The sequence below is a fragment of the Arthrobacter sp. CJL-S3 genome (genome assembly GCF_056711635.1).
In genome coordinates, this window is the sequence record NZ_CM160046.1 from 3,224,358 (window position 1) to 3,248,476 (window position 24,119).

The following is a 24,119-nucleotide window of genomic DNA, read 5'->3' on the forward strand; positions in this document are numbered from 1 at the left end:
CGGATTTGTTAGACCCAAGCGCCGCGGGAGGCCACAGCATGGCGGACAAATCAGAACGAGGAGCTGTCGCAGTTGAGTTTGCAATTCTGGCTCCTGTCCTGATCATGATGTTGCTCGGCATCATGGAATTCGGCCGCGCTTACAACGCACAGATCACACTCTCCAACGCTGCCCGTGAAGGTGTGCGAGTGATGGCCATTAACAACAGTCAATCCGCAGCCAAAGCTGCTGCTAGTAGTTCCGCCGTTGCACTCAACCCGGGGCTCAAGTCGGAAAAGATTGTCTTCAAGTATCAAACGACGCCCGCGACGACGCCAGTGCCCACAGCCTGTGCACCAAACGTCCAGGTCACTGTGACGATTGACTACACTCTCACCACCATGACGGGAATCGCCGGCCCGTTTGCCATGAAGGGCATGGGGACTATGCAATGCGGCGGATAACAGCGCCGGCGGACAGGGAGCGTGGCGGCATCGCGGTTCTGGTCGCCATGCTGATGGTGGTTCTACTCGGCTTCGCAGCCATCGCCATCGATGTCGGAAAGCTTTACTCGGAGCGAGCCCAACTGCAGAATGGCTCTGACGCGGCTGCCCTGATGGTGGCACAAAAATGCGCCAAGAACGCAGCTGACGAAAACTGCTCCACCGCTGCCCCCCTCGCAGCCGGTCTGGCCAACGGAAACGCCGTGGATGGACAGAGCGGCGTAAAGTCCATCGCCTTGGACAAGACCGGCCGCACGGTCACCGTCACAACCGGCGCGAAGGAAACCGGGAGCGCTCCGAATACTGTCTCGCTCTTCTTCGCCAAGGCGCTGGGAATCGCCAGCGCTGAAGTCACTGCGACATCGTCCGTGCGCTGGGGAAGCCCCGTTGAGGGCACTACACCGTTCCCCTTGGCATTATCGATCTGCCAGGTCTCGGGTATGGTGGGCGGCGCAGCGCAGCTGCTGCAGAACCACACCACGAACGCCAATGCCGATTGTCCCTTGGGCCCGGCCGGCAAGACGGTGCCCGGCGGCTTTGCCTGGATTGTTCAAAGCACCGGGCAGTGCGGGGGCGTGGTAAACCTTGCCATCAACCAAAGCGGCAGCGACACCGGCAATGACGGACCGTCGAATTGCGATGCGATTCTAACCAAATGGGCTGGCGAACTCGCGTTAGGCAAGCCCGTCACAGTCTTGCTCCCTGTCTACGAGGACGTCAGCGGCACGGGGTCCGGCGCCTCCTACGATCTGCTGGCCTTCGCCTCCCTTAGCGTCCAAGGCTGGGCTTTTAGTGGCGCCGATAAGCTGCCGCTGGTCTATAACAACAAATCCTCTGATAAATCCTTGGACTGCACGGGCAATTGCCGGGGCATCATCGGCAAATTCGTCAACTACGTCTCCTTGTCCGACGGCTACAAACTCGGCCCGGTCAGCCCATATGGTGCCACCGTCGTCGAATTGGCCAGCTAAATCCATGAAGTTCAGCATTTCTATACCCCTCAGGAGCAGTTCGTGAAGTCTCGGTTATTGGCAGGGGTGGCGGCAGTGGTCCTCGCCATCGTGGGGGCCATGCTTGTGATGTCCTACGCGCAGGGGGCCGACCAACGGGCCGTCAAAAACCTTGAGCCTGTGAGCGTCTTGGTCGTTAAGACGGCGATTCCTGCAGGAACAGCGGTGGAAGGCATGAGCGCTTCGCTGGCGACCGAACAGTTGCCCGCAGCGGCCGTTTCCGCCTCTTCGCTCAAGTCGCTCGATGATTACAAGGGCAAAGTCGCCTCCGTAGACCTCATTCCCGGCGAGCAGCTGGTGAAGGAGCGCCTGGTCGAACGCGAAGACCTCAAGAGTGGAGGGTCCGTGGACATCCCGGCGGGCCTGCAGGAGGTCTCCTTTCAGCTGGAACCTCAGCGTGTTGTCGGTGGACGAATCGCTCCGGGTGATCACGTCGGAATCTTCATCAATCTCAAGGAGGGCGGCCTCGAAGCCAGGCCGGAAAAGCAAACGACACAGCTGTCCATCCACAAAGTCTTGGTCACTTCCGTCCAGCGCGCTCCCGCCGCTACCCCCTCCCCGCAACCAACCGCGGATGGTTCGACTCCAGCGGAGGACACGTCACTACCCACCGGGTCGCTGCTCCTTACCGTTGCCGTTAATGATGTCGATGCGACGAAGATTGTCTACGCCTCGGAGTTCACGGACTCTGCCAGCATCTGGCTGAGCAAGGAACCGCTCAACGCCACCGACAGTGGCAAGCCTGGCATCATGATGAAACCCGAGGTCTACAAGTGAGCCGCTTCGTCCTGATCACACCGAACGCCGACTTCGACCACCGCCTGCGTCGGGCGGTGGCGGGCGGGCTCCACGGCGAAGTGCAGACCTTCCTCACGAATGTTTTGCCCGCCGGCCCCTACGACCTGTTCGCCCAACTGAACCAGGAACGCCCGGAGGTTCTCATCCTGGGTCCCGATGTGCCGGTCGACGAGGCCCTGCGTCTCGCCATGGTGCTCGACGTCCAGGCCCCGGACCTGACGGTTCTTCTGGTCAGTGAGCCTGATCCTGATTTCATCCTGCAGGCCATGCGCGCCGGCGTCCGGGACATCCTCAGCCCCTCGGCCGATCCGGACCAAATGAGGGTCCTTTTGGAGCATGCCTGCCAGTCCTTCGCCAACCGTCACCGGACCGAGCCCTCCCAGCACGCGGACAGCGGCAAAGGCACCGTGATCGGGGTCTTCTCACCCAAGGGCGGCGTCGGAAAGACCACGATCGCGACCAATGTGGCCGTGGGCCTGGGCAAGATCGCGCCCATGAGCGTGGTGATCGTGGACCTGGACCTGCAGTTCGGCGACGTCGCCTCGGGGCTTTACCTCAATCCAGTGCATACAGTCACCGATGCCGTCTCCCCAGCCGCCAGCCAGGACACCCTTGTCCTGAAGGCCTTTCTGACCGTCCACCCCGCCAGCATCTACGCCCTGTGCGCACCGGTCAGCCCGGTTGAGGCCGATTTCATCACCCCAGAACAGATCACCCGATTGCTGGAGCAGTTGGCGGATGAGTTTCAGTACGTGGTGGTCGACACCGCTCCCGGGCTGCCCGAAATCGGGCTGGCCGCGATGGAGGCCTGCACCGATGTGGTGTGGGTGAGCGCCATGGACATCCCCAGCGTCCGCGGTCTGCGCTCCGGTCTCGATATCCTCCGGCAGCTGGACATCATGCCGGAAGGAAGGCACGTAGTGCTCAATATGGCCGACCCCAAGTGCGGTCTCTCCGTCCAGGACGTCGAGTCCAGTATCGGCGCCCCCGTGGACGTCAGCGTCCCGCGCTCCCGCACCGTCGCGTTGTCCACCAACCGTGGTGTTCCCGTTCTGCAGGAGTCCCGAAGGGACCCTGCGGTAAAGGGTCTCAACCAGCTCGTGGAGCGCTTCAGCCCCGCCGGTCGCTCAAAAATTCAGCGCAAGGCCCACCGGCGGGTGGTGGTCTAGGTGAAACTCTCCGAACGCATCCAGGCGGCGCAGGAAAAGAGCCAGCCAGCAGCGACTCCTGCTCGGAAGATGGCCACCGCTTCCGTGGCCCCCGCCGGGGCTTCCCCAGCTCCGCGGCTGCCGGCCCCAACAACTGCGCCGTCGATACGCCGCGAAAAGCCGGCGACACTCGCAAGACCGGCACCAACGCAGGGGGCTTCCGCGCAGACAGACGGCTTCCAGCCCAAAACCCACCAGCCTGTGGACGCTTTCGCGGCGATCAAGCAGCGTGCCGCGACGGCGCTGTTCGAAAAGATGGGCGCGCGCTTCAACGACTCAGCCATTACCGAGGGTGAGCTTCGCAGCACGGCCCGGGAGGAGCTCATCCGCATTATCGACGGGGAGCAAGTCCCGCTGACAGCGGACGAGCGTTCCCGGCTGGTTCGGGACGTGGCCGACGACGTGCTCGGATACGGCCCGCTACAGAGACTCCTTGACGATTCAGACGTCACCGAAATCATGGTGAACCGGATGGACCAGATCTACGTGGAACGCAAGGGCCAGCTCACGCTCACCGAATCCAGGTTCAGCTCCGAGGACCACCTGCGCAAGGTCATCGAGCGCATCGTGTCCAAGGTGGGCCGGCGCATCGATGAGTCCTCGCCCCTGGTGGACGCGCGCCTGGAAGACGGCTCCCGCGTCAACGCCGTCATCCCGCCGCTGGCCGTCGGCGGCTCCTCGCTGACCATCCGTAAGTTCAGCAAGGTCCCGCTGACAGTCCGGAACCTGATCGAGTTCGGCACGCTCACCCCGGAGATGGCCGAGCTGCTCAATGCGTGTGTAAAGGCCAAGCTGAACATCATAGTGTCCGGCGGTACAGGTACGGGCAAGACCACACTGCTCAATGTCTTGTCCTCGTTCCTTCCCGCCAACGAGCGCATCGTGACCATCGAGGACGCCGTCGAGCTCCAGATCCAGCAGGCCCACGTGGTGCGGCTGGAAAGCCGGCCGCCGAACACCGAGGGCAAGGGCGAGGTCACCATCCGCGAACTGCTGCGCAACTCGCTCCGTATGCGTCCGGACCGGATCGTGGTGGGTGAGGTCCGCGGCGGCGAATCGCTGGACATGCTCCAGGCCATGAACACCGGCCACGACGGCTCGCTCTCCACGGTGCACTCCAACTCACCGCGCGACGCCGTCGCCCGTCTGGAAACGCTGGTGCTCATGGCCGGCATGGATCTTCCGCTGCGGGCCATCCGCGAACAGATCGCCTCCGCCGTCAACCTGATCATCCAGATTTCCCGGCTCCGGGACGGCACCCGGCGCATCACCCACGTCACCGAAGTCCAGGGCATGGAAGGTGACATCGTCACCCTCCAGGACGCCTTCGTCTTCGACTATTCCGCCGGCGTTGACCAGCACGGTCGTTTCCTGGGGACCCCGGTGCCCACCGGGATCCGTCCGCGGTTCATTGACCGCTTTGAAGATCTGGGGATCCACGTGTCGGCCGGCGTCTTCGGCGCGCCCGTGGCCCCGACCGGAAAGAACTGACATTCATGGTCCTGGCACTCAGCGTCATCCTTGTGGTCGCCGCGGCCTCCCTGGCCGGAGCGACGGTGTTCATCCCCCGCACCCCCACCGTGCCGCTGGACCGCCGTCGGCCCTTCAGGACCGAAGCGGACTCGCAGCTGACCCGCTTCGCGGGGTCCGCGGTCGACGCAATTGACGGCTTCCTGGCCAAGCGGAACGTCCGGTTCTTCAACCGGGAAGCCCTTGAGAACGCCGGCCTGCGCCTAAGCCAGGCCGACTTCCTGTTCCTGGTCCTGATCGGCGCCTTCGTGGGCGGCCTTCTGGGCCTCGTCGTGGCCGGTCCCCTCCTGGGGATCCTGCTGGTGCTGGCGGCGCCCCTAGTGGGCCACGTCGTCCTGGGTTTCCTCTCGGGCAAAAGACGGGCGAAGTTCGACCAGCAGTTGGGCGACACCTTACAGCTGCTCTCCGGCAGCCTGCGCGCCGGGCACAGTATTCTGCGTGCCATCGACGCTGCCGCCACCGAGTCCCAGGCCCCCACGTCCGAGGAGATGCGGCGGGTAATCTCGGAAACCAGCCTGGGAAGGGATCTGCTGGTCTCGCTGAACGACACTGCGGAGCGGATGAAAAACGAGGACTTCATCTGGATCTCCCAGGCCATCCAGATCAACCGCGAAGTGGGCGGGAACCTAGCTGAAGTGATGGACCAGGTCAACGAAACCATCCGTGAACGCAGCGAAATCAAGGGCCACATCAAGTCCCTCGCTGCGGAAGGTAAGTTCTCCGCCTACATCCTGATGGCGCTGCCGATCGGCATCGTGGCCATGCTGATGCTGGTCACCCCCGGCTACATGGACAAGATGTTCACCACGCTCTTGGGCGGAATCCTGCTGGTGGCCTCCGGCATCCTGATGACCATCGGCGGTCTCTGGATGCGCAAGATCATTGACCTGAAGTTCTGAGTCGGCCATGAGTCCCCTGATTCTCCTCGCTCTCCTCCTGATCTGCCTGCCGCTCGGCTACCTGGCGTGGACCTTGTTGTCCTCGGACAAGAAAGGCCAGATGGTGGCCCGGGACATCCTCGCCCGGGGGCACAGTGTCGAGGAGGAAGACAAGCGGGCGGGTACCGGCTTCATCGAGAAGATCGGGTACCGCCTGACGCCGGCCGCCTATGTGCTGAAACTCGATCACCTGCTGTCCCTCGCTGGCCGTCCGGCAAACCTCCCGCTGGGGCGGCTGCTGGCGGCCAAACCTGCGCTGGGTCTACTGGGCGGGTTGCTCGGACTCTTTCTCAGTTCCATCGGATCAACGCCGATCATGAAGCTGACCGGGATCTTCGTCGTGGTCCTGGGCTACTTCATCCCGGACCTGATGCTCTACAGCAAGGGCCAGGAGCGGCAGAAGGCCATGCAGCTGGAGCTCGCCAATACCCTGGACCAGATGCTGATTTCCGTGGAGGCCGGCCTCGGCTTCGAGGGGGCAATGGCCCGCGCCGGCGAGAACGGCAAGGGCCCGCTGGCCGAGGAGCTGGTCCGCACCCTGCAGGACATGCAGGTGGGCCGCAGCCGCCGCGAGTCCTACCTCGCCCTCGCCGAACGCACCAACATCCCCGAACTCCGGAGCTTCGTCCAGGCCGTGGTGCAGGCGGACACCTACGGTATCGCCATCAGCCGGGTCCTGCGCGTCCAGGCCAAGGTGATGCGCGTCAAGCGCCGGCAGCGGGCCGAGGAGAAAGCTATGAAGCTCCCGGTGATGATCCTGTTTCCGCTGCTCTTCTTTATCTTTCCTGTCCTCTTCATCGCCATCCTGGGCCCTGCCGTCATCAACACCATCGAGACTTTCAGCGGCCAATAGTGCCCGGCCACCGGGACGATCGGCCCGCTTGGGGAACCCTCAGGAAGCCACCGGGATAGCGCAAGGGTTTGCGCAGGATCCTCCGAAGCCTCGGGCAGCAGCCGGGGCAGGCAGTAGCGTGGACACATGTCCTTTCTCGGAGCTCCAGACGACGGCGGCGACGCAACCATCGGCTTCTCCGCCGAGGCCTCCCCCGGCGGAGCGGGACTGGCCCCCGCTGCGGACAAGGACACCGCGGAGGCCAAAGACATGACGCCCCCGCTCGTGGACCCTGCCACCCTCCAGGAGCTCGGATCCCAGCTGGAGAGCCCTGCCGTGGCGAGAGGATTCGCACGGGACTATGCCAATATGTGGGACCGGCGGTACCAGTCCCTCGCCAGCTCCCTCGGCAGCGGGGACGAGGCCGCGGCCCTGGACGCCGTGCTCAGCCTGAAGACGTCCTCAGCCATGGTCGGCGGGGTCCGGCTGGCCGGGCTCGCCCGGGAGCTGGAGGACGCCATCCGTGTCCGCGACGCCGACCGCGCGCGGCTGCTCCTGCAGGAAGTCGCCGAAAGCGGTCACGAAACCGTGGACGAACTGCAGTTCAGTTACCTGAAGGACAGCTAGTCGACGGCCGGCGCGAGCCGGTACCCCACACCGCGGACCGTCTGAAGCCAGCGCGGCTGCAGCGGATCCTCCCTCAGCTTGCGCCGGAGGTTGCCGATATGGACCTCGACGGCACGCTCGTCAGATTCACTGATGTACGCATCAGCCCCGTAATACTCTCCCCGCACCACGCGCACCAGATCGACCTTGGTCCGGACAGCGCCGGCCGCCTTCAGCAACGCGTGCAGCAGGTCGAACTCACTGCGGGTCAGGCTGGTGGGGATGCCATCAAGGGTGACCGAACGCGTGTGCGGGTTCAGCACCAGGCCGTTGTGCCGAAACACCACATCCTGGGGCTGGACAAGACTCGCAGCCGGCGCCGCCCTCGGCTCCGGGTGAGTGCCCTCGGCGAACTCCTGCCGGGGCCGGCGCATCATCGCGGCGACCCGGGCCCGCAGCTCCCGCGGGCGGAACGGTTTGGTCATAAAATCGTCGGCGCCGGTGTGCAGCGCGGTCAGCGTGTCCAGCTCATCCGTCCGCCCGCTCAGCATGACCACATAAGCGTCGCTGAACTGCCGGATCTGGCGCAGGACTTCAAAGCCGTCAATGTCGTTCAGGCCAATGTCCAAGGTGACGACGCTGGCCTTCTGGCTCCGCACCACCTCGACCCCCTCCCGCCCGCTGGCGGCGCCGTGGACGTCAAATCCCGCCTGGCTCAGTACCGCTTCGACGAGGTTACGTACGTCTTCGTCGTCCTCAACGACGACTGCTACTCCCAAGTCAGTCATGGTCCCCCTCTACATTCTGATGATGCGGCATCCACCCCCATAGCGGCCGCGTCGGTACTGCAGCGCATTCGAACTGCGACAGTAGTGTCAGAATACCTACGCTATGGCGCGAATTGCCGTTTAGGCACAGCCGCGGCCACAAATATTCATCCTGTGTCAAGCTAGCGTGACGCATGCTGTTGAATTGGAGCAGCGAGGAAGGAGCGCGGCTTCATTGAGTGAACAGCAACAGGTCCGGAAACCGGAAGGATTCTTTGCGGGGATGCCGCGGCGTGCGCAGCTGGCCCTCGTCCGGCTGACCGGGTCCCGGGAAGCCGAGCTCCATACCCTGCTCGCGGACAGCGGCCAACGCGAACGGCTGCTCACCGACGAGGTCACCGCGCTTGCCGAGGCCCTGATGGCCAAGGACAGCCTGGTCTCCACCGTCTCGCACGAGTTCCGCACCCCGCTGACCTCGATCATCGGCAACCTTGACCTGGTCCTCGGCGAATCCGACGAGCTCTCCCCTGCCACCGAGCGCCGGATCCAAGTCGCGCAGCGAAATGCCGAGCGGCTGCTGGCACTGGTCTCGGATCTGATGATGTCCGCCGACACCGCGGTGCACGTCCACCCGCGCCGGACCGACCTGGCCAGCCTGGTCGAAGCCAGCCTCGGCTCCGCCCAGGCCCACGCCCAGGCCGCCCGGGTCTCGCTCTCCATGGACCTCCCGGCGCCGCTCTGGGCCGAGGTGGATCCGCTGCGGATCAGTCAAGCCCTCGACAACCTCGTCTCCAACGCCATCAAGTACTCGCCCGACGGCGGCACCGTCCACGTCTCCGCCAGCTGCGAGGGAGGCTGGGTGCTGCTGCAGGTCAAGGACGACGGAATGGGCATGACAGCCGCCGACGCCGAACGGGTCTTCACCCGCTTCTTCCGCAGCCCCGCGGTCCGAGAGGGCCCGATCCCCGGAGCCGGGCTGGGGCTGGCCATCACGAAAGCGATCGTCGAACGGCACGGGGGCACCATTTCCTGCAGCACACGCCCCGGCTGCGGAAGCACGTTCAGCATAAAACTTCCCGCCAAGGCGGCGCCGGCCTTGAATGACAGGAACCAGATCGACCTGTAATGATGAGCCTGGTTCCGGCTCTTTGGCCGGGGGTTCAAATGGCTGGCATTTGGCTAGCTGGGGGAGATTCACACGTGTTTGAAGTCGAAGTGACCAAAGACGGCCGCGAACACCGCGTCACCGACAGGGCCACCGGCGTCTACTTGAAGTGGCTGGTCGCGGGCGGCCCATACTTTACTGAAGTGTTCAAAATCGCGAATTCCGACGGAAGCATTCCCTTCACTACGGTGCGCGAGGAAGGCGTGGATCCTGAATCAGGACTGCCTTACTTCGTATTTAAGTTCGTGACCTTTGGCAGCGCGCCGAAGGCCCACCGAAATACTAAAGATTTGGTTAATCGCACTTTCAGTGATGATGCCGAAAAGCGGCGCTGGATGAAGATCACGGTAGAAGACCTTCTGGTTTTTGGATGGGCCTATAACGGGCTGGAGGCTCCACATCCGAGCTACACCCGCGTTGACCTCGATGGGAAAATCCACACTCTTGAGGACTTCGGTTACACCCTCCATTCGAAATAGGGCTAGCGCCGCTCGTGAGCATGCTGGATCTGTATTTGCTAAGCGAAGGAGCTTTCCCCACCGACCAGACCCGGTACGGCGGACGCGGGCGGGCGTTACTGGCGCCTAGCGCGCGTCAGCTCGGCCCTGGCCAGCAGCCCGCTGACCGAGGGGTAGGCGACCTCTTCGAGTACCAGCGGATGCGGGGCCGCCAGCACTGACTTGGCGTCCCGCTGCCGGGTGATCAGCCGTTCGTGCAGCCAGCCGGGCGCCTCGATGCCGGCGCCCACAAACAGCGCCGATCCCACGAGCGAGCGGACCATGTTGTGGCAGAACGCATCGGCCTGGACCGTGGCCACCAGGACGCCGTCGGCGCCACGGGCAAACTCGAAACGCTGGAGTTCCCGGATGGTCGTGGCACCCTCCCGCGGCTTGCAGTACGACCGGAAATCCTGGAGCCCCAGCAACTGGGAGGCGCCCTCGTTGAGCAGGCCGACGTCGAGCGGTTCCTGATGCCACAGCGTGGACGTGCGGCCCAGCGGGTCCCAGAGGAGCGGGCCGTCGGCAATCCGGTAGCTGTAGCGGCGCCACAGCGCGGAGAACCGCGCGTCAAAGCCCTCGGGTGCGAGGGTGACCTTGTGGACCTCGATGGACCCGGTAAGGTCGCCCAGCCCGCGGCTGAGGGCGCCGCGGAGCCGCCGCAGCAGCGCGACGGCCGGATCCAGCTCCACGCCGCGGTTCAGGCCCAGCCACTCGGCCTCCGTGAAGTCCACATGGACCACCTGGCCGCGGGCGTGCACCCCGGCGTCGGTCCGTCCGGCGACGGTGACCCTGATGGGCCGGCGGATGAGCAGGGCCAGGGCCTCCTCCAGGGTGCCCTGGACGGTGCGCCGCCCAGGCTGGACGGCCCACCCGCTGAAGGGGCCGCCGTCGTACGCAAGATCAAGCCGGACACGCAAAAACCCGCCGCCCCCTCTAACGGGGGCAGCGGGTTTCTGGTCGTTCATAGACTTAAGTCTATGCGAAGAAATCAGCGAATTATTTCGCGTCCTTCTCGTCCTTCTTCGCGGGAGCTTCCTCAGCGGCCGGAGCCTCTTCGGTAGCCGCTGCTTCAGTCTCAGCGGCCGGAGCCTCTTCGGTTTCAGCGGCTTCGGTCTCGGCGACCGGGGCTGCTTCTGCCTTGTCGGCGTCCTTCTTGTCGGCATCGCGCTTGGCGGCGGAGGTAGCCTCGGCTACGACTGCCTGCTTGGCGGAAACCGGCTCGAGAACGAGTTCGATGACAGCCATGGGAGCGTTGTCGCCCTTGCGGTTGCCGATCTTGGTGATGCGGGTGTAGCCGCCGTTGCGGTTCTCCACTGCCTGTGCAATGTCGGTGAACAGCTCGTGGACGATGCCCTTGTCGCTGATCAAGCCGAGTACACGGCGGCGGGAAGCCAGGTCGCCACGCTTGGCGAAAGTCACCAGGCGCTCGGCGTACGGCTTCAGTCGCTTGGCCTTGGTCACCGTGGTGGTGATCCGCTTGTGCTCGAACAGTGCGGCGGACAGGTTCGCGAGCATCAGACGCTCGTGACTCGCTCCGCCTCCGAGGCGCGGACCCTTAGCGGGGGTAGGCATAATAGTTTCTCCTCATATGGAAGCCGTTGGGCTGCGCACACCGTGGTGCATCCAGCCGGCAGGCCAAGATCTGTTTGTTAGAGCTCGTCGTCGCTGAAAGCGGCGTCGTCCTCTTCAATTGCTGCGGCGCGTGCTGCGAGGTCAAAACCGGGAGGCGAGTCCTTGAGGGACAGGCCCAGTTCAACCAGCTTTGCCTTGACCTCATCGATGGACTTCGCACCGAAGTTACGGATGTCCATGAGGTCGGCCTCGGAGCGGGCCACGAGTTCACCCACGGTGTGGATGCCCTCACGCTTGAGGCAGTTGTAGGAACGGACGGTGAGGTCCAGATCCTCGATCGGCAGGGCCATGTCTGCTGCCAGGGCAGCATCCGTCGGCGACGGGCCAATCTCGATACCTTCAGCTGCGGTGTTCAGCTCGCGGGCCAGACCGAACAGTTCCACCAGGGTGGTACCTGCCGAAGCAACGGCATCGCGCGGGGCGATGGCCTGCTTGGTCTCGACGTCGACAATGAGCTTGTCGAAGTCAGTGCGCTGCTCAACACGGGTAGCTTCCACGCGGAAAGTAACCTTCAGGACCGGCGAGTAGATCGAGTCGACCGGGATACGGCCGATCTCGGAGTCGCCGGACTTGTTCTGAGCTGCCGAAACGTAGCCGCGGCCGCGCTCGATGGTCAGTTCGAGTTCGAACTTGCCCTTCGAGTTCAGCGTGGCAATGTGCAGATCCGGGTTGTGGAATTCGACGCCGGCCGGCGGAGCGATGTCCGCGGCGGTGACGACTCCCGGGCCCTGCTTGCGCAGGTAAGCAACAACCGGCTCGTCGTGCTCGGAGGAAACCGACAGGTTCTTGATGTTCAGGATGATCTCGGTGACATCTTCCTTGACACCCGGAACCGTGGTGAACTCGTGCAGCACGCCATCGATCCGGATGCTCGTGACAGAGGCACCGGGGATGGAGGAGAGCAGGGTACGGCGGAGGGAGTTTCCGAGGGTGTAACCGAAACCGGGCTCCAGCGGTTCAATAATGAAACGGGAGCGGTTGTCGGAGACGACCTCTTCGGAGAGGGTGGGGCGCTGTGCAATGAGCACTTAGGTTTCCTTTCGGCGAGCATCCGCTATATGACGCAACACAGGTGGTGGAAAGATCGGTCTGAGACTTAACGCGACTGGGCTTGCCCGGACCCGCGAAGGTCCGGGCAAGCACCGGTGCGCTGGAAAGCCTTAGACGCGGCGGCGCTTCGGCGGACGGCAGCCGTTGTGGGCGCTGGGGGTTACATCCTGGATGGATCCAACTTCGAGGCCAGCGGCCTGCAGTGAACGGATTGCCGTTTCGCGTCCCGAACCCGGGCCCTTGACGAATACGTCAACCTTGCGCATGCCGTGCTCCTGCGCACGCTTTGCGGCGGCTTCGGCGGCCATCTGGGCTGCGAACGGGGTGGACTTACGTGAGCCCTTGAAGCCAACCTCGCCGGACGAAGCCCAGGAGATGACAGCACCGTTCGGGTCCGTGATGGACACGATGGTGTTGTTAAAGGTGCTCTTGATGTGCGCCTGGCCCAGCGCGATATTCTTTTTGTCCTTCTTACGCGGCTTGCGAACCGCGCCACGAGTCTTCGGGGGCATTATTTCTCCTACAGAAAGTTATCGGGGGGAAGACGAGCGGTTTAGCGCGTCTTCTTCTTGCCTGCAACGGTGCGCTTCGGACCCTTACGGGTACGTGCGTTCGTCTTCGTACGCTGTCCGCGCACTGGCAGGCCCTTACGGTGGCGAATACCTTCGTAGCTACCGATTTCAACCTTGCGGCGGATATCTGCTGCTACTTCGCGGCGAAGGTCACCCTCAACCTTGTAGTTGCCTTCAATGTAATCACGCAGCTGGACGAGCTCGGCGTCGGACAGGTCCTTGACCCGAACGTCCGCGCTGATGCCGGTGGCAGCCAGGGTTTCGTGTGCACGGGTCTTGCCCACGCCGTAGATGTAAGTAAGCGCAATTTCCAACCGCTTTTCGCGGGGAATGTCTACGCCAGCGAGACGAGCCATAGAGGCAGTGCTCCTTGAATAAACCGGAGGTCGTAGGCAGTACACCCGCACAATCCGTGCGGCCCCAGCCTCCGACCGGGGGTTAGCTGTCCGGGCTCATACGTCCCAAATCAGCTTGTGCTGCCTTCTATTTACTTGCGTGGGTTAGCAACCCAGGATTTCCCGAAGAGGGAAATTAGCCCTGGCGCTGCTTGTGGCGCGGGTTCTCGCAGATCACCATGACCCGGCCATTACGGCGGATCACTTTGCACTTTTCGCAGATCTGCTTGACGCTCGGCTTGACCTTCATGGCGTTCCTTTGCGTGTTGCAGTGGTCAGCTGGACCGGCCTTCGGCTATTGCTCTGGCCGCCCAGTGTTTACTTGTAGCGGTAGACGATACGACCACGTGTCAGGTCGTACGGGCTCAGCTCCACCACTACCCGGTCCTCAGGGAGAATCCTGATGTAGTGCTGGCGCATCTTTCCAGAGATGTGTGCCAGAACGATGTGCTTGTTGGTGAGCTCAACGCGAAACATCGCGTTAGGCAGCGCCTCAGTCACAACGCCCTCGATCTCAATGACCCCGTCCTTCTTGGCCATACCCTCCGCTAACTGTTGTTTGCCGCAGCCCTTCGGCTTGCACCGGAAATCACCGCGGACGTTTTTGATTGATTGGCTGATGCCTCCCGGCCCCAAAAGGGCACAACAGGGCAGACAACCAACAGACAACATTACGCCATCACGGCCCGAATGTTAAATCCAGCAAGCGTAGCGCACTCAGCGTCCGTATGCACCAAATTCGCCCGCCGGCGTGCTCACGGCCTCCGCGCGGTCGATCCCGTCCAGGATGGCCAGACGCACGACGTCGGCTGCCGCGCTCTGCAGGGTGATGAGGCTCGCGTTGCGGGCGGCCTCGCTGCTGCGGTCGAGCGCGAGCGCTCCGGTGGCGAGGCAGAAGACGGTGTCCCCGTCCGCGAGGGTGTGGCTGGGGTTGAGCGCACGGGCCAGCCCGGCATGGGCGGCCGACGCGGTGCGTTTGCATTCGGCCTTGTCCAGGATCGCGTTCGTGGCGACGACGACAAGGGTTGTGTTGAGCGCGGGCGGGTCCTGCTTCGCAGGTTCGGGCTGTTGCGTTGAGGTGTCAAAAGGCAACCCCAGCGCGTTGACTACCGCTAGGGCTCCGACGACGACGCCGTTGTCCAGGGTGATCGAGGCGGTGCCTACTCCCCCTTTGTACGTCCCTCTGCCTATGAGGGCGCCGGTGCCGGCGCCGACGTTGCCTCGTTCGACGTCGTGCTCGATCTTGCGGGCGGCGGCGTCCGCGGTCGCCGCGTAGCCCATGGCCGCGTCCGGGCGGGCAGCGAAGTCCCCGCCGCGGCCGAGGTCGAAAATGGCGGCGGCCGGGACGATCGGGACCACGCCGCCGGTCACGGCGAATCCCCGGCCGTTCTCCTCGCACCATTGCTGGGCGCCGTGGGCCGCGGCGAGGCCGAAGGCGCTTCCGCCGGTGAGCACGACGGCGTCGACGGTCCGGCTCAGGGTGGTGGGGTCCAGGGCATCGGTCTCATGGGTCCCGGGGCCGCCGCCGCGGACATCGACGGAGCCCACCGTCCCGGCCGGAGGCAGCACCACCGTCACCCCGCTCAGCCAGCCCTCATCCGTCCTGCCGGCGTGGCCAACCCTCAGGCCCGGCACATCAGTAATCGCAGTCATGGCTCTATTGTGCTCCCCGGCTCGCGTCCACCGCCCGGCCGACTTTTCCATCGTCTTGAAGAATCGCGCCCGGATGCCTGTGGTCCCAACGATCGTTATGTAATACTTCATCCAACACAGCGTGAACGGGCAACGAAGCCTAGGACAACAAAGCTCTACTGGTGTCTCGTGCGGGGTTCTGCCCACCAACCTTGTGGTGAAGTGATAGCAAGGTATCCCCGCCCACCCGCCTGCCCCGGCAGGCACGGACCCGTTAGAGACCTGAATGACGCGACAATTGACCGACCGGCCCCGCGCCGCCGTCGAGGCGAAACCGGCCGCGGCGCCACGTGCCCGCTGGTCCGCCAGGACCCGCCGGGACTTCTTCGTCTTCCTGGCCCTGGCCCTGCCAAACCTTCTGCTGATTGCGGTGTTCACCTACCTCCCGCTCTTCAACAACATCTACTACTCCACCCTGGACTGGACCTTGGGCTCCGCCTCGGCCACGGTGGTGGGCCTCGATAACTACGTCACGTTCTTCACGAGTTCGGACGCCACCAAGGTCCTGGGCACCACTGCCATCTTCACCCTCGTCACGGTCGGCGGGTCCATGGTCCTGGGCCTGCTCGTGGCCCTGGCCCTGAACTCCAGGATCCGCGGCACAACGTTCGCGCGTTCGGCCGTCTTCGCCCCCTACGTGCTCAGCGGCGTCGGCGTCGGCCTCGTCTGGCTGTTCATTTTCGATCCCGGCTACGGGGTGCTCGCCTGGCTGCTGCGCGGGCTCGGCCAGCAGAGCCCGCAGTGGATCAATGATCCCCAGCTGTCCCTGGTCATGGTCATGATCGTCTACGTCTGGAAAAACCTGGGCTACTGCGCCGTCGTCTACCTCGCCGGGCTGCAGTCGCTTCCGCAGGATGTCATGGAGGCCGCGTCACTCGACGGGGCCAACGGCTTCAAGCGCTTTATCACGATGTCCCTGCCGCTGCTCTCCCCCACCACGTTCTTCCTGCTCATCACCACCATGCTCAGCTCCCTGCAGGCGTTTGACCTGATCCGGATCATGACCCCGCTGGGCAATGGCACCAGCACCCTGATCTACGAGGCCTACCTCCAGGCCTTCGGCGCGTTCAACCGGGCCGGCTACTCGGCGGCCATCTCCGTGATCCTGTTCGCCATCCTGCTCATCATCACCGTGCTGCAGCTGCGGTTCGTCGAACGGAAGGTGCACTACTCGTGAGCCTGCTCTCCCCCGTCAGCCCGGACCCTGCCGCCGATGCCGGCCCCGCCACCGGCGCAGGGCCCGAGATCCCCCTGCACCGTCACCGGCCGTTCTCGCGGGCCAACCTGACCCAGACCATCGCCGGCGGCTACCTTCCGCTGATCCTCAGCACCCTGGTGGTGTTCCTGCCGCTGCTGTGGATGGTGCTGAGCTCCTTCAAACAGCCCGGCGAAATCATCACCATGGACTTGAAGATCCTGCCGGAAGGCCTGAACCTCGAGAACTACAACATCGCGATGACGACGGTCCCGTTCGCGCAGTTCTTTATGAACAGCCTGATTGTCACCACCGTGGGCGCCACCATCAAGGTCCTCCTGGCCATCCTGACCGCCTACGCGCTCGTGTTTGTCCGTTTCCCGTACAAGAACGTCATTTTCGTGCTGATCCTGGTCGCCCTCATGGTCCCCCCGCAGGTGTCCATCCTGCCCAACTACATCCTGATCGCGGGGATGGGCGGCAAGAACACCCTGTGGGGCATCATCCTCCCGGGCCTGGGCACGGCGTTCGGCACGTTCCTGCTCCGCCAGCACTTCATGACGCTGCCCGCGTCCATCCTGGAATCGGCAGAGATTGACGGCGCCGGGCACTGGCGCCGTCTCTGGCAGATCGTGGCGCCGGTTTCCGGGCCGTCGATCGCCACGGTGGCCCTCGTCGTCGTCGTGAGCGAATGGAACGACTACATCTGGCCGCTTATCATCACGGACCGGCCCGAGACGATGACCCTGCCGGTCGGCCTGACGCTGCTGCAGAACTCCGAGGGCAACGGCTCCGGCTGGGGCATCCTGATGGCCGGCGCCGTGCTGGTGATTGTCCCCATCCTGCTGGTTTTCGCGGCACTGCAGCGGTACATCGTGGCCGGCCTCACCCAGGGCAGCGTCACCGGGTGACGCCGCCGTCGAAAGCTCCAATTCAAACACAGCCATTCAACGAGTCAGCATCATCGAGAGGATCCACCATGGCATTGAATCTTGACCGCAGGCACTTCCTGGGACTGGCAGGTGCCGGCGCCGGCGCCGCCGCACTGTCGGCCTGCGGAGGCCCGTCCACCGCAGGCCCCGCGGCTGCGACCGCGGCCGCCGACATCGACTTCAGCGGCGTCAAGCCCGCGGCCTCGATCGATTTCTGGTCCAACCACCCGGGCAAGTCCCAGGACGTTGAAAAGGCGATCATCGAGAAGTTCCACGCCAAGTTCCCGGAGATCAAGGTCAACCTGGTCACCGCCGGGGCGAACTATGAGGAAATCGCCCAGAAGTTCCAGACCTCGCAGGCCGCAAAGTCCGGCCTCCCGGGTCTCGTGGTGCTCTCGGATGTCTGGTGGTTCCGGTACTACTCCAACGGCAACATCATCGCCCTGGACAGCCTGATCAAGCAGCTGGACGTCAAAGTCGATGACTTCCAGAAGTCCCTCATCGCGGACTATCAGTACGAGGACAAGCAGTGGGCGCTGCCTTACGGCCGGTCCACCCCGCTCTTCTACTACAACAAGGACCACTTCAAGGCCGCCGGGCTGCCTGACCGGGCCCCGAAGACGTGGCAGGAGTTCGCCGAGTGGGCGCCCAAGCTGAAGGCCAGCTCCGGCGCCCAGTACGCCTACATCTACCCGGCGCTGGCCGGCTATGCGGGCTGGACCCTGCAGAACAACCTGTGGGGCTGGGGCGGCAGCTGGTCCGATGAGTGGAAGTTCAACTGCGATTCGGCCGAGTCGGTCGCCGCGCTGCAGTGGGCCCAGGACTCGATCTTCAAGGACAAGTGGGCCGGGGTCTCGTCCAAGGAAGCTGCCGATGACTTCGCTGCGGGGATCACCTCGTCAACGATTTCCTCGACGGGTTCCCTGCTGGGGGTGCTGAAGTCCGCGAAGTTCAACGTGGGCGTCGGCTACCTGCCGGGCGGTCCCAAAAACGAAAGCCCGGTATGCCCCACCGGCGGAGCAGGACTGGGCATCCCCAGCGGCGTCAGCAAGGAGGTGCAGCTCGCCGCCGCGACCTTCCTGAAGTTCATGACGGAACCGGAGAACACGGCGCAGTTCTCCGCGGCCACCGGCTACATGCCCACCCGCACCTCGGCCGATATGACCGCCGTGCTGGCGGCCACGCCGCAGATCAAGACCGCCATGGACCAGCTCGCCGTGACGCGTGTGCAGGACAACGCCCGCGTGTTCCTGCCGGGCGCGGACCAGGAGATGGCCAAGTCCGCTGCGGCGATCCTCACCCAGCAGGGCGACGTCCAGGCCACCATGACGGCGCTCAAGGCCACCCTGGAAGGCATCTACACCAAGGACGTGAAGCCCAAGCTCAAGAGCTGACGGCACTCCCGACCCAACTAGCTCGCAGTTAAGGCCGTTCTGAGCGCTCAGAACGGCCTTAACTGCGAGCTAGTTGGGTTAACGGGGCTTAGGGGATCGGGACGGGCACGACGCCGAGCGGGGCCAGCTTCGCGGCTCCCCCGTCGGGCGCGGAGAGCACCCAGATGCCCTTGTCGTGCACCGCGACGGAATGCTCCCACTGGCAGGACCGCTGGCCGTCGGTGGTCACCACGGTCCAGTCGTCCTCCAGCACGGCGGTCTCGATGCCGCCGCGCACCAGCATCGGTTCGATGGCCAGGCACAGCCCCGGCCGGATCTTCGGCCCGCGGTGGTTGGTGCGGTAGTTCGGGACGTCCGGGGCCATGTGCATCTCGGAGCCGATGCCGTGGCCCACGTAGTCCTCGAGGATGCCCAGGGGCTTGCCGGGCACGGAGGAGACGTAATCGTCCACGGCGTTGCCGATATCGCCGATGAACTTGCCGGTCGCCAGCGCGGCGATCCCGTGCCACATCGCGGCCTCGGTGACCTCGGAGAGCCGCTGGTCCTCGGGGTCCGCGGTGCCCACGATCACGGTGCGGGCGGAGTCGGAGTGCCATCCTCCCAGGATCGCGCCGCCGTCGATCGAGAGGATGTCCCCGTCCTGCAGGACGCGGTTCCCCGGGATGCCGTGCACGACCTCCTCATTGACCGAGGTGCAGATCGTGGCGGGGAAGCCGTGGTAGCCCAGGAAATTCGACGTGGCACCGGCCTCCTTGAGCACCGCGGCGAACACGGCGTCAAGGTCCTTGGTGGTCTTCCCCGGCGCGGCGGCCGCGACGGCCGCGTCGAGGGCCCGGCTGAGGACAAGCCCCGCCTCGTGCATGGAGCGCATCTGGGCGTTGGTCTTGTACTCGATGCGTGGCTGGCCGAATGCCATCCGCAACTTCCTTTCAATGGGTGTGACGGCGGCAAGGCCGCCGTCCAAATGGCTGAGGCCCCTCCCGATCTTCCGGGAGGGGCCTCGAGGTTCGCGGGCCGGTCAGGCCGCCTGGGCCTCTTTGATGGCCTGCATAACGCGGTCGGTGACCTCGTCGATGCCGCCGATGCCGTCAACGCGGGTCAGGATGCCGCGGTCGGCATACTTGGCGACCACGGCTTCCGTCTGCTCGTGGTAGAGGTCAAGGCGGTGCCGGATGACGGCTTCGTTGTCGTCAGTGCGTCCGGTTTCCTTGGCGCGGCCCAGCAGGCGGGTGACGAGTTCCTCGTCGTCGGCCGTGAGCTGCAGGACGACGTCGAGCTTCTGGTCGCCGTCGGCCAGGATCCCGTCGAGGTAGTCCACCTGCGCGGTCGTGCGGGGGTAGCCGTCCAGGAGGAAGCCGTTTTCCACGTCGCCCTCGCTGAGCCGGTCGCGGACCATCTTGTTGGTCACGCTGTCCGGGACAAAGTCGCCCGCATCCATGTACGTCTTGGCTTCGATGCCCAACGGCGTCTCACCCTTGACGTTGGCGCGGAAGATGTCCCCGGTGGAGATCGCAATCACGCCGAGGCGCTCCGAAATGCGCTCCGCCTGCGTTCCCTTGCCGGAGCCGGGAGGTCCGATAATCAACATTCTCGTCATCGCAAAAGCCCTTCGTAGTGACGCTGCTGTAGCTGCGCATCAATCTGCTTGACGGTCTCCAAACCTACGCCGACCATGATCAGGATCGAGGTGCCACCGAACGGGAAGTTCTGGTTGGCATTGATCAGGACCAGTGCGACCAGCGGGATAAGTGCCACAAAAGCCAGGTAAATGGCACCGGGGAGCGTGATCCTGGAAAGCACATACTGCAGGTAGTCTGCGGTCGGCTTGCCGGCACGGATACCCGGAATGAAGCCGCCGTACTTCTTCATGTTGTCAGAAACTTCTTCAGGGTTGAAAGTGATCGCAACATAGAAGTAAGTGAAGAACACAATCATGGCGAAGTAGAGCACCATGTAGATCGGCTGGTCACCGCGGACCAGGTTGTTGTTGATCCACTCCACCCAGGGTGCAATCGGCTCGCCGGGCTGGGGCTGGTTGAACTGTGAGATCAGGCCCGGCAGGTACAGCATCGAGGAAGCGAAGATGACGGGCACGACGCCGGCCATGTTCACCTTGATCGGGATGTACGTGCTGGTGCCGCCCACGGTCCGCCGGCCGATCATCCGCTTGGCGTACTGCACCGGAATGCGGCGCTGGGACTGCTCCACGAAGACCACCGCGGCCACGGTCAGCAGGCCGATGACCAGGACCATGAAGAAGGTCCCGGGGCCCTGCGAGGTCCAGATGGCGCCGAGCGAGCCCGGGAAGCTGGACACGATCGAGGTGAAGATGAGCAGCGACATGCCGTTGCCGACACCCTTTTCGGTCACGAGCTCGCCCATCCACATGATGAGGCCGGTGCCGGCCGTCAGCGTGATGATGATCAGGATCGTGGTGACGATGCTGTCGTCCGGGATGATCGGCAGCTGGCAGTTCGGCAGCAGCTGGCCCGAACGTGCGAGCGACACAAGGGTCGTGGCGTTGAGCAGGCCGAGGGCGATCGTCAGGTAACGCGTGTACTGCGTCAGCTTCGACTGGCCCGAGGCGCCCTCCTCGTACAGCTGCTGGAAGCGGGGAATGACCACCCGGAGCAGCTGGACGATGATGCTGGCCGTGATGTACGGCATGATGCCCAGGGCGAAGACAGACACCTGGAGCAATGCACCGCCGCTGAACAGGTTGACGAGCTGGTAGATGCCGCCCGTGGTCTGACCGTTCTGCAAGCATTGCTGGACATTCTGGTAGTTCACACCAGGCGAGGGGATGAAGGCACCCAAGCGGAAGATTGTGATGATTCCCAGCGTGAACAACAACTTGCGTCGCAGATCAGGCGTGCGAAAGGCCCGGCCAAATGCGCTAAGCAAGCGTCCTCCTGAGTAATAAGTAAAGTCGTGTGAGATAGGTCAAATAAACCCAACAACCGAGTCTAACGGGTGGACGCGTCCTGCGGACAATCGCAGGGCCGGGAAATTAGAAAAACTCCCGGCACCCTGGGCCTGAGCCCCGGGTACCGGGAGTTTCCAACAACGGGCAACTGCCCCGCCGCCTCGTTAGAGGGCGGTGGTGCTTCCGCCTGCTGCAGCAATCTTTTCTGCGGCGCTGGCCGAGAATGCGTGGACGGTGACGTCAACCTTGACGGTGATGTCGCCGGTGCCAAGCACCTTGACGGGCTGGTTCTTGCGAACGGCACCCTTTTCGACCAGGTTCTCCACGGTGACTGCGCCACCTTCCGGGAACAGCTCGTTGAGCTTGTCCAGGTTTACGACCTGGTACTCAACCCGGAACGGGTTCTTGAAGCCGCGCAGCTTCGGCAGGCGCATGTGCAGCGGCAGCTGGCCGCCGGCAAAGCCAGCCTTGATCTGGTAGCGGGCCTTCGTACCCTTGGTGCCACGACCAGCGGTCTTACCCTTGGAGCCTTCGCCACGACCAACACGGGTCTTGGCGGTTTTGGCACCCGGGGCGGGACGCAGGTGGTGAACCTTCAGTGCGTTCTGCTTCTCAGCGGCGCCCTGTGCCTTCTCGGCGGTGTTCTTCTCTGCCATTACTTCGCCTCCTCTACCTTTACCAGGTGCGGAACCGTGTTGAGCATCCCGACGGTCACGGCGTCGGCGGTGCGGACAACGGTGTGTCCGATCCGCTTCAGGCCGAGGGACCGCAGGGTGTCGCGCTGGTTCTGCTTGCCGCCAATAGACGACCTGATCTGAGTGATCTCCAACTTTGCGTCGGAGACAAGCACGTTCTTAGCCAACTCAGACACCTGCCTTCTGGTTCAAAAGCGCCTTCACCATTGCCGGCGGAGCGATCTCGTCGAGCGGGAGGCCGCGGCGTGCTGCCACTGCTGCCGGCTCTTCGAGGCGCTTCAGCGCGTCAACGGTCGCGTGCACGATGTTGATGGCGTTGGAGGAACCGAGCGACTTGGAGAGGATGTCGTGGATGCCCACGCACTCCAGTACTGCACGGACCGGACCGCCGGCGATAACACCGGTACCGGCGGAAGCCGGACGCAGCATAACGACGCCTGCGGCGGCTTCACCCTGAACGCGGTGCGGGATGGTGCTGCCGATGCGGGGAACGCGGAAGAAGGACTTCTTGGCTTCTTCAACGCCCTTCGCGATGGCGGCGGGAACTTCCTTGGCCTTGCCGTAGCCGACGCCGACCATACCGTTGCCGTCACCGACGACGACGAGGGCGGTGAAGCTAAAGCGACGACCACCCTTGACGACCTTGGAAACACGGTTGATGGTTACGACGCGCTCTACGAACTGGCTCTTTTCGGCTTCGCGGCCACCATCGCGGCCACCACGGCCACCACGGTCGCCACGGCCCTGGCCGCGGTCGCCACGCTCGCCACGACGGGCGCCACCACGGGCGGCGTCGGTGGTAGCAGGCGCAGCGGTCTCAGTTGCCGGAGCAGCTACAGCTTCAGTCACCTGAATGTCCTTTTCGTTATTTTCGGTCACAGTGACAGCCCACCTTCACGTGCGCCGTCAGCGACGGCGGCGATCCGGCCGTGGTACTTGTTACCACCGCGGTCGAAGACAACAGCTTCGATTCCGGCAGCCTTGGCACGCTCGGCGACGAGCTCGCCAACGCGCTTGGCCTTGGCAGTCTTGTCACCGTCGAATGCACGAAGGTCGGCTTCCAAAGTGGAGGCGCTCGCTACGGTCAGGCCCTGGGTGTCATCGACAACCTGGACGAATACGTGGCGTGCGGAACGGTTGACGACCAGACGAGGACGTACAGCCGTTCCGGAAATGCGCTTGCGGATACGAAGCTGGCGGCGGCTGCGCTGGGCAGACTTGCTCTTGTTCGTACGCTTCTTGTTAATTGCGATCGCCATGGTTACTTACCAGCCTTTCCGACCTTGCGGCGGATGACTTCGCCTGCGTAACGGATGCCCTTGCCCTTGTAGGGGTCCGGCTTCCGCAGCTTGCGAATGTTGGCAGCAACCTCGCCGACCTGCTGCTTGGAGATGCCTGAAACAGAGAGTTTGGTCGGGGTCTCTACTGCAAAGGTGATGCCGTTCGGTGCCGTGATGTTGACCGGGTGGCTGTAGCCCAGAGCGAACTCCAGGTCAGCACCCCGTGCCTGAACGCGGTAACCAGTACCGACGATTTCAAGCTTCTTCACATAGCCTGTGGTGACGCCCTCGATCATGTTCGAGATCAGGGTGCGGGTCAGGCCGTGCAGCGAACGTGAGGCGCGCTCGTCGTTCGGGCGGGCGACAGTCAGGGTGCCATCTTCCAGGGAAACCTCGATCGGGCTGGGCACAGTGTGGCTCAGCTCGCCTTTGGAACCCTTGACATTGACGACAGAGCCGTCAACCTTGACCTCAACGCCGGCAGGAACGGTGATGGGGAGACGTCCAATACGTGACATTA

General features: G+C 63.9%; 30 protein-coding genes. 13 read left to right on the plus strand and 17 right to left on the minus strand.

Annotated elements, in window-relative coordinates:
- Window positions 1-38 precede the first annotated feature (38 nt).
- The 8 genes from AC06G6_RS14625 to AC06G6_RS14660 all read left to right on the plus strand — a co-directional run bounded on the left by AC06G6_RS14625 (window position 39) and on the right by AC06G6_RS14660 (window position 7,425).
- The gene (locus AC06G6_RS14625) at window positions 39-443 is read left to right on the plus strand and encodes a TadE/TadG family type IV pilus assembly protein (protein ID WP_479823197.1); all 405 of its coding nucleotides are present in this window, start codon (window positions 39-41) and stop codon (window positions 441-443) included.
- Window positions 431-1,453, plus strand: a complete 1,023-nt coding sequence (locus tag AC06G6_RS14630) for a pilus assembly protein TadG-related protein (RefSeq protein ID WP_479823199.1) — start codon at window positions 431-433, stop codon at window positions 1,451-1,453. The genes AC06G6_RS14625 and AC06G6_RS14630 overlap by 13 nt, the downstream gene beginning before the upstream one ends.
- Window positions 1,454-1,528: 75 nt before the next feature.
- On the plus strand, window positions 1,529-2,269 hold the full coding sequence (gene cpaB, locus AC06G6_RS14635) for a Flp pilus assembly protein CpaB (RefSeq protein ID WP_479823201.1): 741 nt from the start codon (window positions 1,529-1,531) through the stop codon (window positions 2,267-2,269).
- Window positions 2,266-3,459 carry a CpaE/TadZ family protein gene (locus tag AC06G6_RS14640; protein WP_479823203.1) on the plus strand — a complete coding sequence of 398 codons (1,194 nt, stop codon included), beginning with the start codon at window positions 2,266-2,268 and terminating at the stop codon, window positions 3,457-3,459. The genes cpaB and AC06G6_RS14640 overlap by 4 nt, the downstream gene beginning before the upstream one ends.
- Window positions 3,460-4,989, plus strand: coding sequence for a TadA family conjugal transfer-associated ATPase (locus tag AC06G6_RS14645; RefSeq protein ID WP_479823205.1), 1,530 nt, complete (start codon window positions 3,460-3,462; stop codon window positions 4,987-4,989).
- Window positions 4,990-4,994: 5 nt separating this feature from the next.
- Window positions 4,995-5,927 (plus strand): type II secretion system F family protein, encoded by a 933-nt coding sequence (locus AC06G6_RS14650; protein ID WP_479823207.1) that lies wholly within the window; start codon window positions 4,995-4,997, stop codon window positions 5,925-5,927.
- 7 nt (window positions 5,928-5,934) lie between these two features.
- Window positions 5,935-6,819, plus strand: coding sequence for a type II secretion system F family protein (locus tag AC06G6_RS14655; protein WP_479823209.1), 885 nt, complete (start codon window positions 5,935-5,937; stop codon window positions 6,817-6,819).
- 126 nt (window positions 6,820-6,945) lie between these two features.
- Complete coding sequence (locus AC06G6_RS14660; RefSeq protein ID WP_479823211.1) at window positions 6,946-7,425, plus strand: Hpt domain-containing protein; 480 nt, start codon at window positions 6,946-6,948, stop codon at window positions 7,423-7,425.
- On the opposite strand, the gene AC06G6_RS14665 is transcribed toward AC06G6_RS14660, so the two are convergent.
- Window positions 7,422-8,192 (minus strand): response regulator transcription factor, encoded by a 771-nt coding sequence (locus AC06G6_RS14665; RefSeq protein ID WP_479823213.1) that lies wholly within the window; start codon window positions 8,190-8,192, stop codon window positions 7,422-7,424. The genes AC06G6_RS14660 and AC06G6_RS14665 overlap by 4 nt on opposite strands.
- 214 nt (window positions 8,193-8,406) lie before the next feature.
- Between AC06G6_RS14665 and AC06G6_RS14670 the strand changes: the two genes are divergently transcribed.
- Complete coding sequence (locus AC06G6_RS14670) at window positions 8,407-9,297, plus strand: sensor histidine kinase (protein WP_479823215.1); 891 nt, start codon at window positions 8,407-8,409, stop codon at window positions 9,295-9,297.
- 74 nt (window positions 9,298-9,371) lie between these two features.
- Window positions 9,372-9,815, plus strand: coding sequence for a hypothetical protein (locus tag AC06G6_RS14675; protein ID WP_479823217.1), 444 nt, complete (start codon window positions 9,372-9,374; stop codon window positions 9,813-9,815).
- Between the two features lie 95 nt (window positions 9,816-9,910).
- On the opposite strand, the gene AC06G6_RS14680 is transcribed toward AC06G6_RS14675, so the two are convergent.
- From AC06G6_RS14680 to AC06G6_RS14715, 8 genes are all read right to left on the minus strand, one after another.
- On the minus strand, window positions 9,911-10,801 hold the full coding sequence (locus AC06G6_RS14680) for a tRNA pseudouridine synthase A (RefSeq protein ID WP_479823219.1): 891 nt from the start codon (window positions 10,799-10,801) through the stop codon (window positions 9,911-9,913).
- A gap of 31 nt (window positions 10,802-10,832) precedes the next feature.
- On the minus strand, window positions 10,833-11,408 hold the full coding sequence (gene rplQ, locus AC06G6_RS14685) for a 50S ribosomal protein L17 (RefSeq protein ID WP_479823221.1): 576 nt from the start codon (window positions 11,406-11,408) through the stop codon (window positions 10,833-10,835).
- A gap of 77 nt (window positions 11,409-11,485) precedes the next feature.
- Window positions 11,486-12,496, minus strand: a complete 1,011-nt coding sequence (locus AC06G6_RS14690) for a DNA-directed RNA polymerase subunit alpha (RefSeq protein ID WP_024366109.1) — start codon at window positions 12,494-12,496, stop codon at window positions 11,486-11,488.
- A 132-nt stretch (window positions 12,497-12,628) separates the two neighbouring features.
- Window positions 12,629-13,030: a 30S ribosomal protein S11 gene (gene rpsK, locus AC06G6_RS14695; RefSeq protein ID WP_018773682.1), complete on the minus strand. Its 402-nt coding sequence runs from the start codon at window positions 13,028-13,030 to the stop codon at window positions 12,629-12,631.
- Between the two features lie 41 nt (window positions 13,031-13,071).
- Window positions 13,072-13,446 carry a 30S ribosomal protein S13 gene (gene rpsM / locus AC06G6_RS14700; RefSeq protein ID WP_024366110.1) on the minus strand — a complete coding sequence of 125 codons (375 nt, stop codon included), beginning with the start codon at window positions 13,444-13,446 and terminating at the stop codon, window positions 13,072-13,074.
- Window positions 13,447-13,621: 175 nt separating this feature from the next.
- Window positions 13,622-13,735: a 50S ribosomal protein L36 gene (rpmJ, locus tag AC06G6_RS14705; protein ID WP_009358722.1), complete on the minus strand. Its 114-nt coding sequence runs from the start codon at window positions 13,733-13,735 to the stop codon at window positions 13,622-13,624.
- A gap of 68 nt (window positions 13,736-13,803) precedes the next feature.
- Window positions 13,804-14,025, minus strand: a complete 222-nt coding sequence (gene infA / locus AC06G6_RS14710; RefSeq protein ID WP_009358723.1) for a translation initiation factor IF-1 — start codon at window positions 14,023-14,025, stop codon at window positions 13,804-13,806.
- Window positions 14,026-14,202: 177 nt separating this feature from the next.
- The gene (locus tag AC06G6_RS14715) at window positions 14,203-15,138 is read right to left on the minus strand and encodes a P1 family peptidase (protein WP_479823223.1); all 936 of its coding nucleotides are present in this window, start codon (window positions 15,136-15,138) and stop codon (window positions 14,203-14,205) included.
- Window positions 15,139-15,403: 265 nt separating this feature from the next.
- Between AC06G6_RS14715 and AC06G6_RS14720 the strand changes: the two genes are divergently transcribed.
- From AC06G6_RS14720 to AC06G6_RS14730, 3 genes are all read left to right on the plus strand, one after another.
- Window positions 15,404-16,354 carry a carbohydrate ABC transporter permease gene (locus AC06G6_RS14720; RefSeq protein WP_479823225.1) on the plus strand — a complete coding sequence of 317 codons (951 nt, stop codon included), beginning with the start codon at window positions 15,404-15,406 and terminating at the stop codon, window positions 16,352-16,354.
- Between the two features lie 74 nt (window positions 16,355-16,428).
- The gene (locus tag AC06G6_RS14725) at window positions 16,429-17,283 is read left to right on the plus strand and encodes a carbohydrate ABC transporter permease (protein WP_479828703.1); all 855 of its coding nucleotides are present in this window, start codon (window positions 16,429-16,431) and stop codon (window positions 17,281-17,283) included.
- A gap of 68 nt (window positions 17,284-17,351) precedes the next feature.
- Window positions 17,352-18,698 (plus strand): ABC transporter substrate-binding protein, encoded by a 1,347-nt coding sequence (locus AC06G6_RS14730; RefSeq protein WP_479823227.1) that lies wholly within the window; start codon window positions 17,352-17,354, stop codon window positions 18,696-18,698.
- 88 nt (window positions 18,699-18,786) lie between these two features.
- Here AC06G6_RS14730 and map read toward each other — a convergent pair whose 3' ends face one another.
- The 8 genes from map to rplF all read right to left on the minus strand — a co-directional run bounded on the left by map (window position 18,787) and on the right by rplF (window position 24,117).
- Window positions 18,787-19,614 (minus strand): type I methionyl aminopeptidase, encoded by an 828-nt coding sequence (gene map, locus AC06G6_RS14735; RefSeq protein ID WP_479823229.1) that lies wholly within the window; start codon window positions 19,612-19,614, stop codon window positions 18,787-18,789.
- Window positions 19,615-19,716: 102 nt separating this feature from the next.
- Window positions 19,717-20,286, minus strand: a complete 570-nt coding sequence (locus AC06G6_RS14740) for an adenylate kinase (protein WP_307460636.1) — start codon at window positions 20,284-20,286, stop codon at window positions 19,717-19,719.
- Between the two features lie 5 nt (window positions 20,287-20,291).
- Complete coding sequence (secY, locus tag AC06G6_RS14745) at window positions 20,292-21,602, minus strand: preprotein translocase subunit SecY (protein WP_307460546.1); 1,311 nt, start codon at window positions 21,600-21,602, stop codon at window positions 20,292-20,294.
- Window positions 21,603-21,788: 186 nt separating this feature from the next.
- Window positions 21,789-22,280: a 50S ribosomal protein L15 gene (gene rplO / locus AC06G6_RS14750; protein ID WP_091563112.1), complete on the minus strand. Its 492-nt coding sequence runs from the start codon at window positions 22,278-22,280 to the stop codon at window positions 21,789-21,791.
- The gene (rpmD, locus tag AC06G6_RS14755; RefSeq protein ID WP_307460552.1) at window positions 22,280-22,486 is read right to left on the minus strand and encodes a 50S ribosomal protein L30; all 207 of its coding nucleotides are present in this window, start codon (window positions 22,484-22,486) and stop codon (window positions 22,280-22,282) included. The genes rplO and rpmD overlap by 1 nt, the downstream gene beginning before the upstream one ends.
- A 1-nt stretch (window position 22,487) precedes the next feature.
- Window positions 22,488-23,168 carry a 30S ribosomal protein S5 gene (gene rpsE / locus AC06G6_RS14760; protein ID WP_307460639.1) on the minus strand — a complete coding sequence of 227 codons (681 nt, stop codon included), beginning with the start codon at window positions 23,166-23,168 and terminating at the stop codon, window positions 22,488-22,490.
- Between the two features lie 26 nt (window positions 23,169-23,194).
- The gene (gene rplR, locus AC06G6_RS14765) at window positions 23,195-23,578 is read right to left on the minus strand and encodes a 50S ribosomal protein L18 (protein WP_307460555.1); all 384 of its coding nucleotides are present in this window, start codon (window positions 23,576-23,578) and stop codon (window positions 23,195-23,197) included.
- A gap of 2 nt (window positions 23,579-23,580) precedes the next feature.
- The gene (rplF, locus tag AC06G6_RS14770) at window positions 23,581-24,117 is read right to left on the minus strand and encodes a 50S ribosomal protein L6 (RefSeq protein WP_479823233.1); all 537 of its coding nucleotides are present in this window, start codon (window positions 24,115-24,117) and stop codon (window positions 23,581-23,583) included.
- Window positions 24,118-24,119: the final 2 nt, after the last annotated feature.

Bases quoted from the DNA above. Each gene is read 5' to 3' on its own strand.
- AC06G6_RS14650 (WP_479823207.1), top strand. From the start codon at position 4,995: ATGGTCCTGGCACTCAGCGTCATCCTTGTGGTCGCCGCGGCCTCCCTG.
- AC06G6_RS14680 (WP_479823219.1), bottom strand. From the start codon at position 10,801: ATGAACGACCAGAAACCCGCTGCCCCCGTTAGAGGGGGCGGCGGGTTT.
- rplF (WP_479823233.1), bottom strand. From the start codon at position 24,117: ATGTCACGTATTGGACGTCTCCCCATCACCGTTCCTGCCGGCGTTGAG.
- map (WP_479823229.1), bottom strand. From the start codon at position 19,614: ATGGCATTCGGCCAGCCACGCATCGAGTACAAGACCAACGCCCAGATG.
- rplO (WP_091563112.1), bottom strand. From the start codon at position 22,280: ATGGCAGAGAAGAACACCGCCGAGAAGGCACAGGGCGCCGCTGAGAAG.
- infA (WP_009358723.1), bottom strand. From the start codon at position 14,025: ATGGCCAAGAAGGACGGGGTCATTGAGATCGAGGGCGTTGTGACTGAG.
- AC06G6_RS14720 (WP_479823225.1), top strand. From the start codon at position 15,404: ATGACGCGACAATTGACCGACCGGCCCCGCGCCGCCGTCGAGGCGAAA.
- AC06G6_RS14730 (WP_479823227.1), top strand. From the start codon at position 17,352: ATGGCATTGAATCTTGACCGCAGGCACTTCCTGGGACTGGCAGGTGCC.
- rplQ (WP_479823221.1), bottom strand. From the start codon at position 11,408: ATGCCTACCCCCGCTAAGGGTCCGCGCCTCGGAGGCGGAGCGAGTCAC.
- rpsK (WP_018773682.1), bottom strand. From the start codon at position 13,030: ATGCCCCCGAAGACTCGTGGCGCGGTTCGCAAGCCGCGTAAGAAGGAC.
- AC06G6_RS14625 (WP_479823197.1), top strand. From the start codon at position 39: ATGGCGGACAAATCAGAACGAGGAGCTGTCGCAGTTGAGTTTGCAATT.
- AC06G6_RS14630 (WP_479823199.1), top strand. From the start codon at position 431: ATGCGGCGGATAACAGCGCCGGCGGACAGGGAGCGTGGCGGCATCGCG.
- AC06G6_RS14665 (WP_479823213.1), bottom strand. From the start codon at position 8,192: ATGACTGACTTGGGAGTAGCAGTCGTCGTTGAGGACGACGAAGACGTA.
- rplR (WP_307460555.1), bottom strand. From the start codon at position 23,578: ATGGCGATCGCAATTAACAAGAAGCGTACGAACAAGAGCAAGTCTGCC.
- AC06G6_RS14655 (WP_479823209.1), top strand. From the start codon at position 5,935: ATGAGTCCCCTGATTCTCCTCGCTCTCCTCCTGATCTGCCTGCCGCTC.
- AC06G6_RS14660 (WP_479823211.1), top strand. From the start codon at position 6,946: ATGTCCTTTCTCGGAGCTCCAGACGACGGCGGCGACGCAACCATCGGC.
- rpmJ (WP_009358722.1), bottom strand. From the start codon at position 13,735: ATGAAGGTCAAGCCGAGCGTCAAGCAGATCTGCGAAAAGTGCAAAGTG.
- rpsM (WP_024366110.1), bottom strand. From the start codon at position 13,446: ATGGCTCGTCTCGCTGGCGTAGACATTCCCCGCGAAAAGCGGTTGGAA.
- AC06G6_RS14740 (WP_307460636.1), bottom strand. From the start codon at position 20,286: ATGTTGATTATCGGACCTCCCGGCTCCGGCAAGGGAACGCAGGCGGAG.
- AC06G6_RS14715 (WP_479823223.1), bottom strand. From the start codon at position 15,138: ATGACTGCGATTACTGATGTGCCGGGCCTGAGGGTTGGCCACGCCGGC.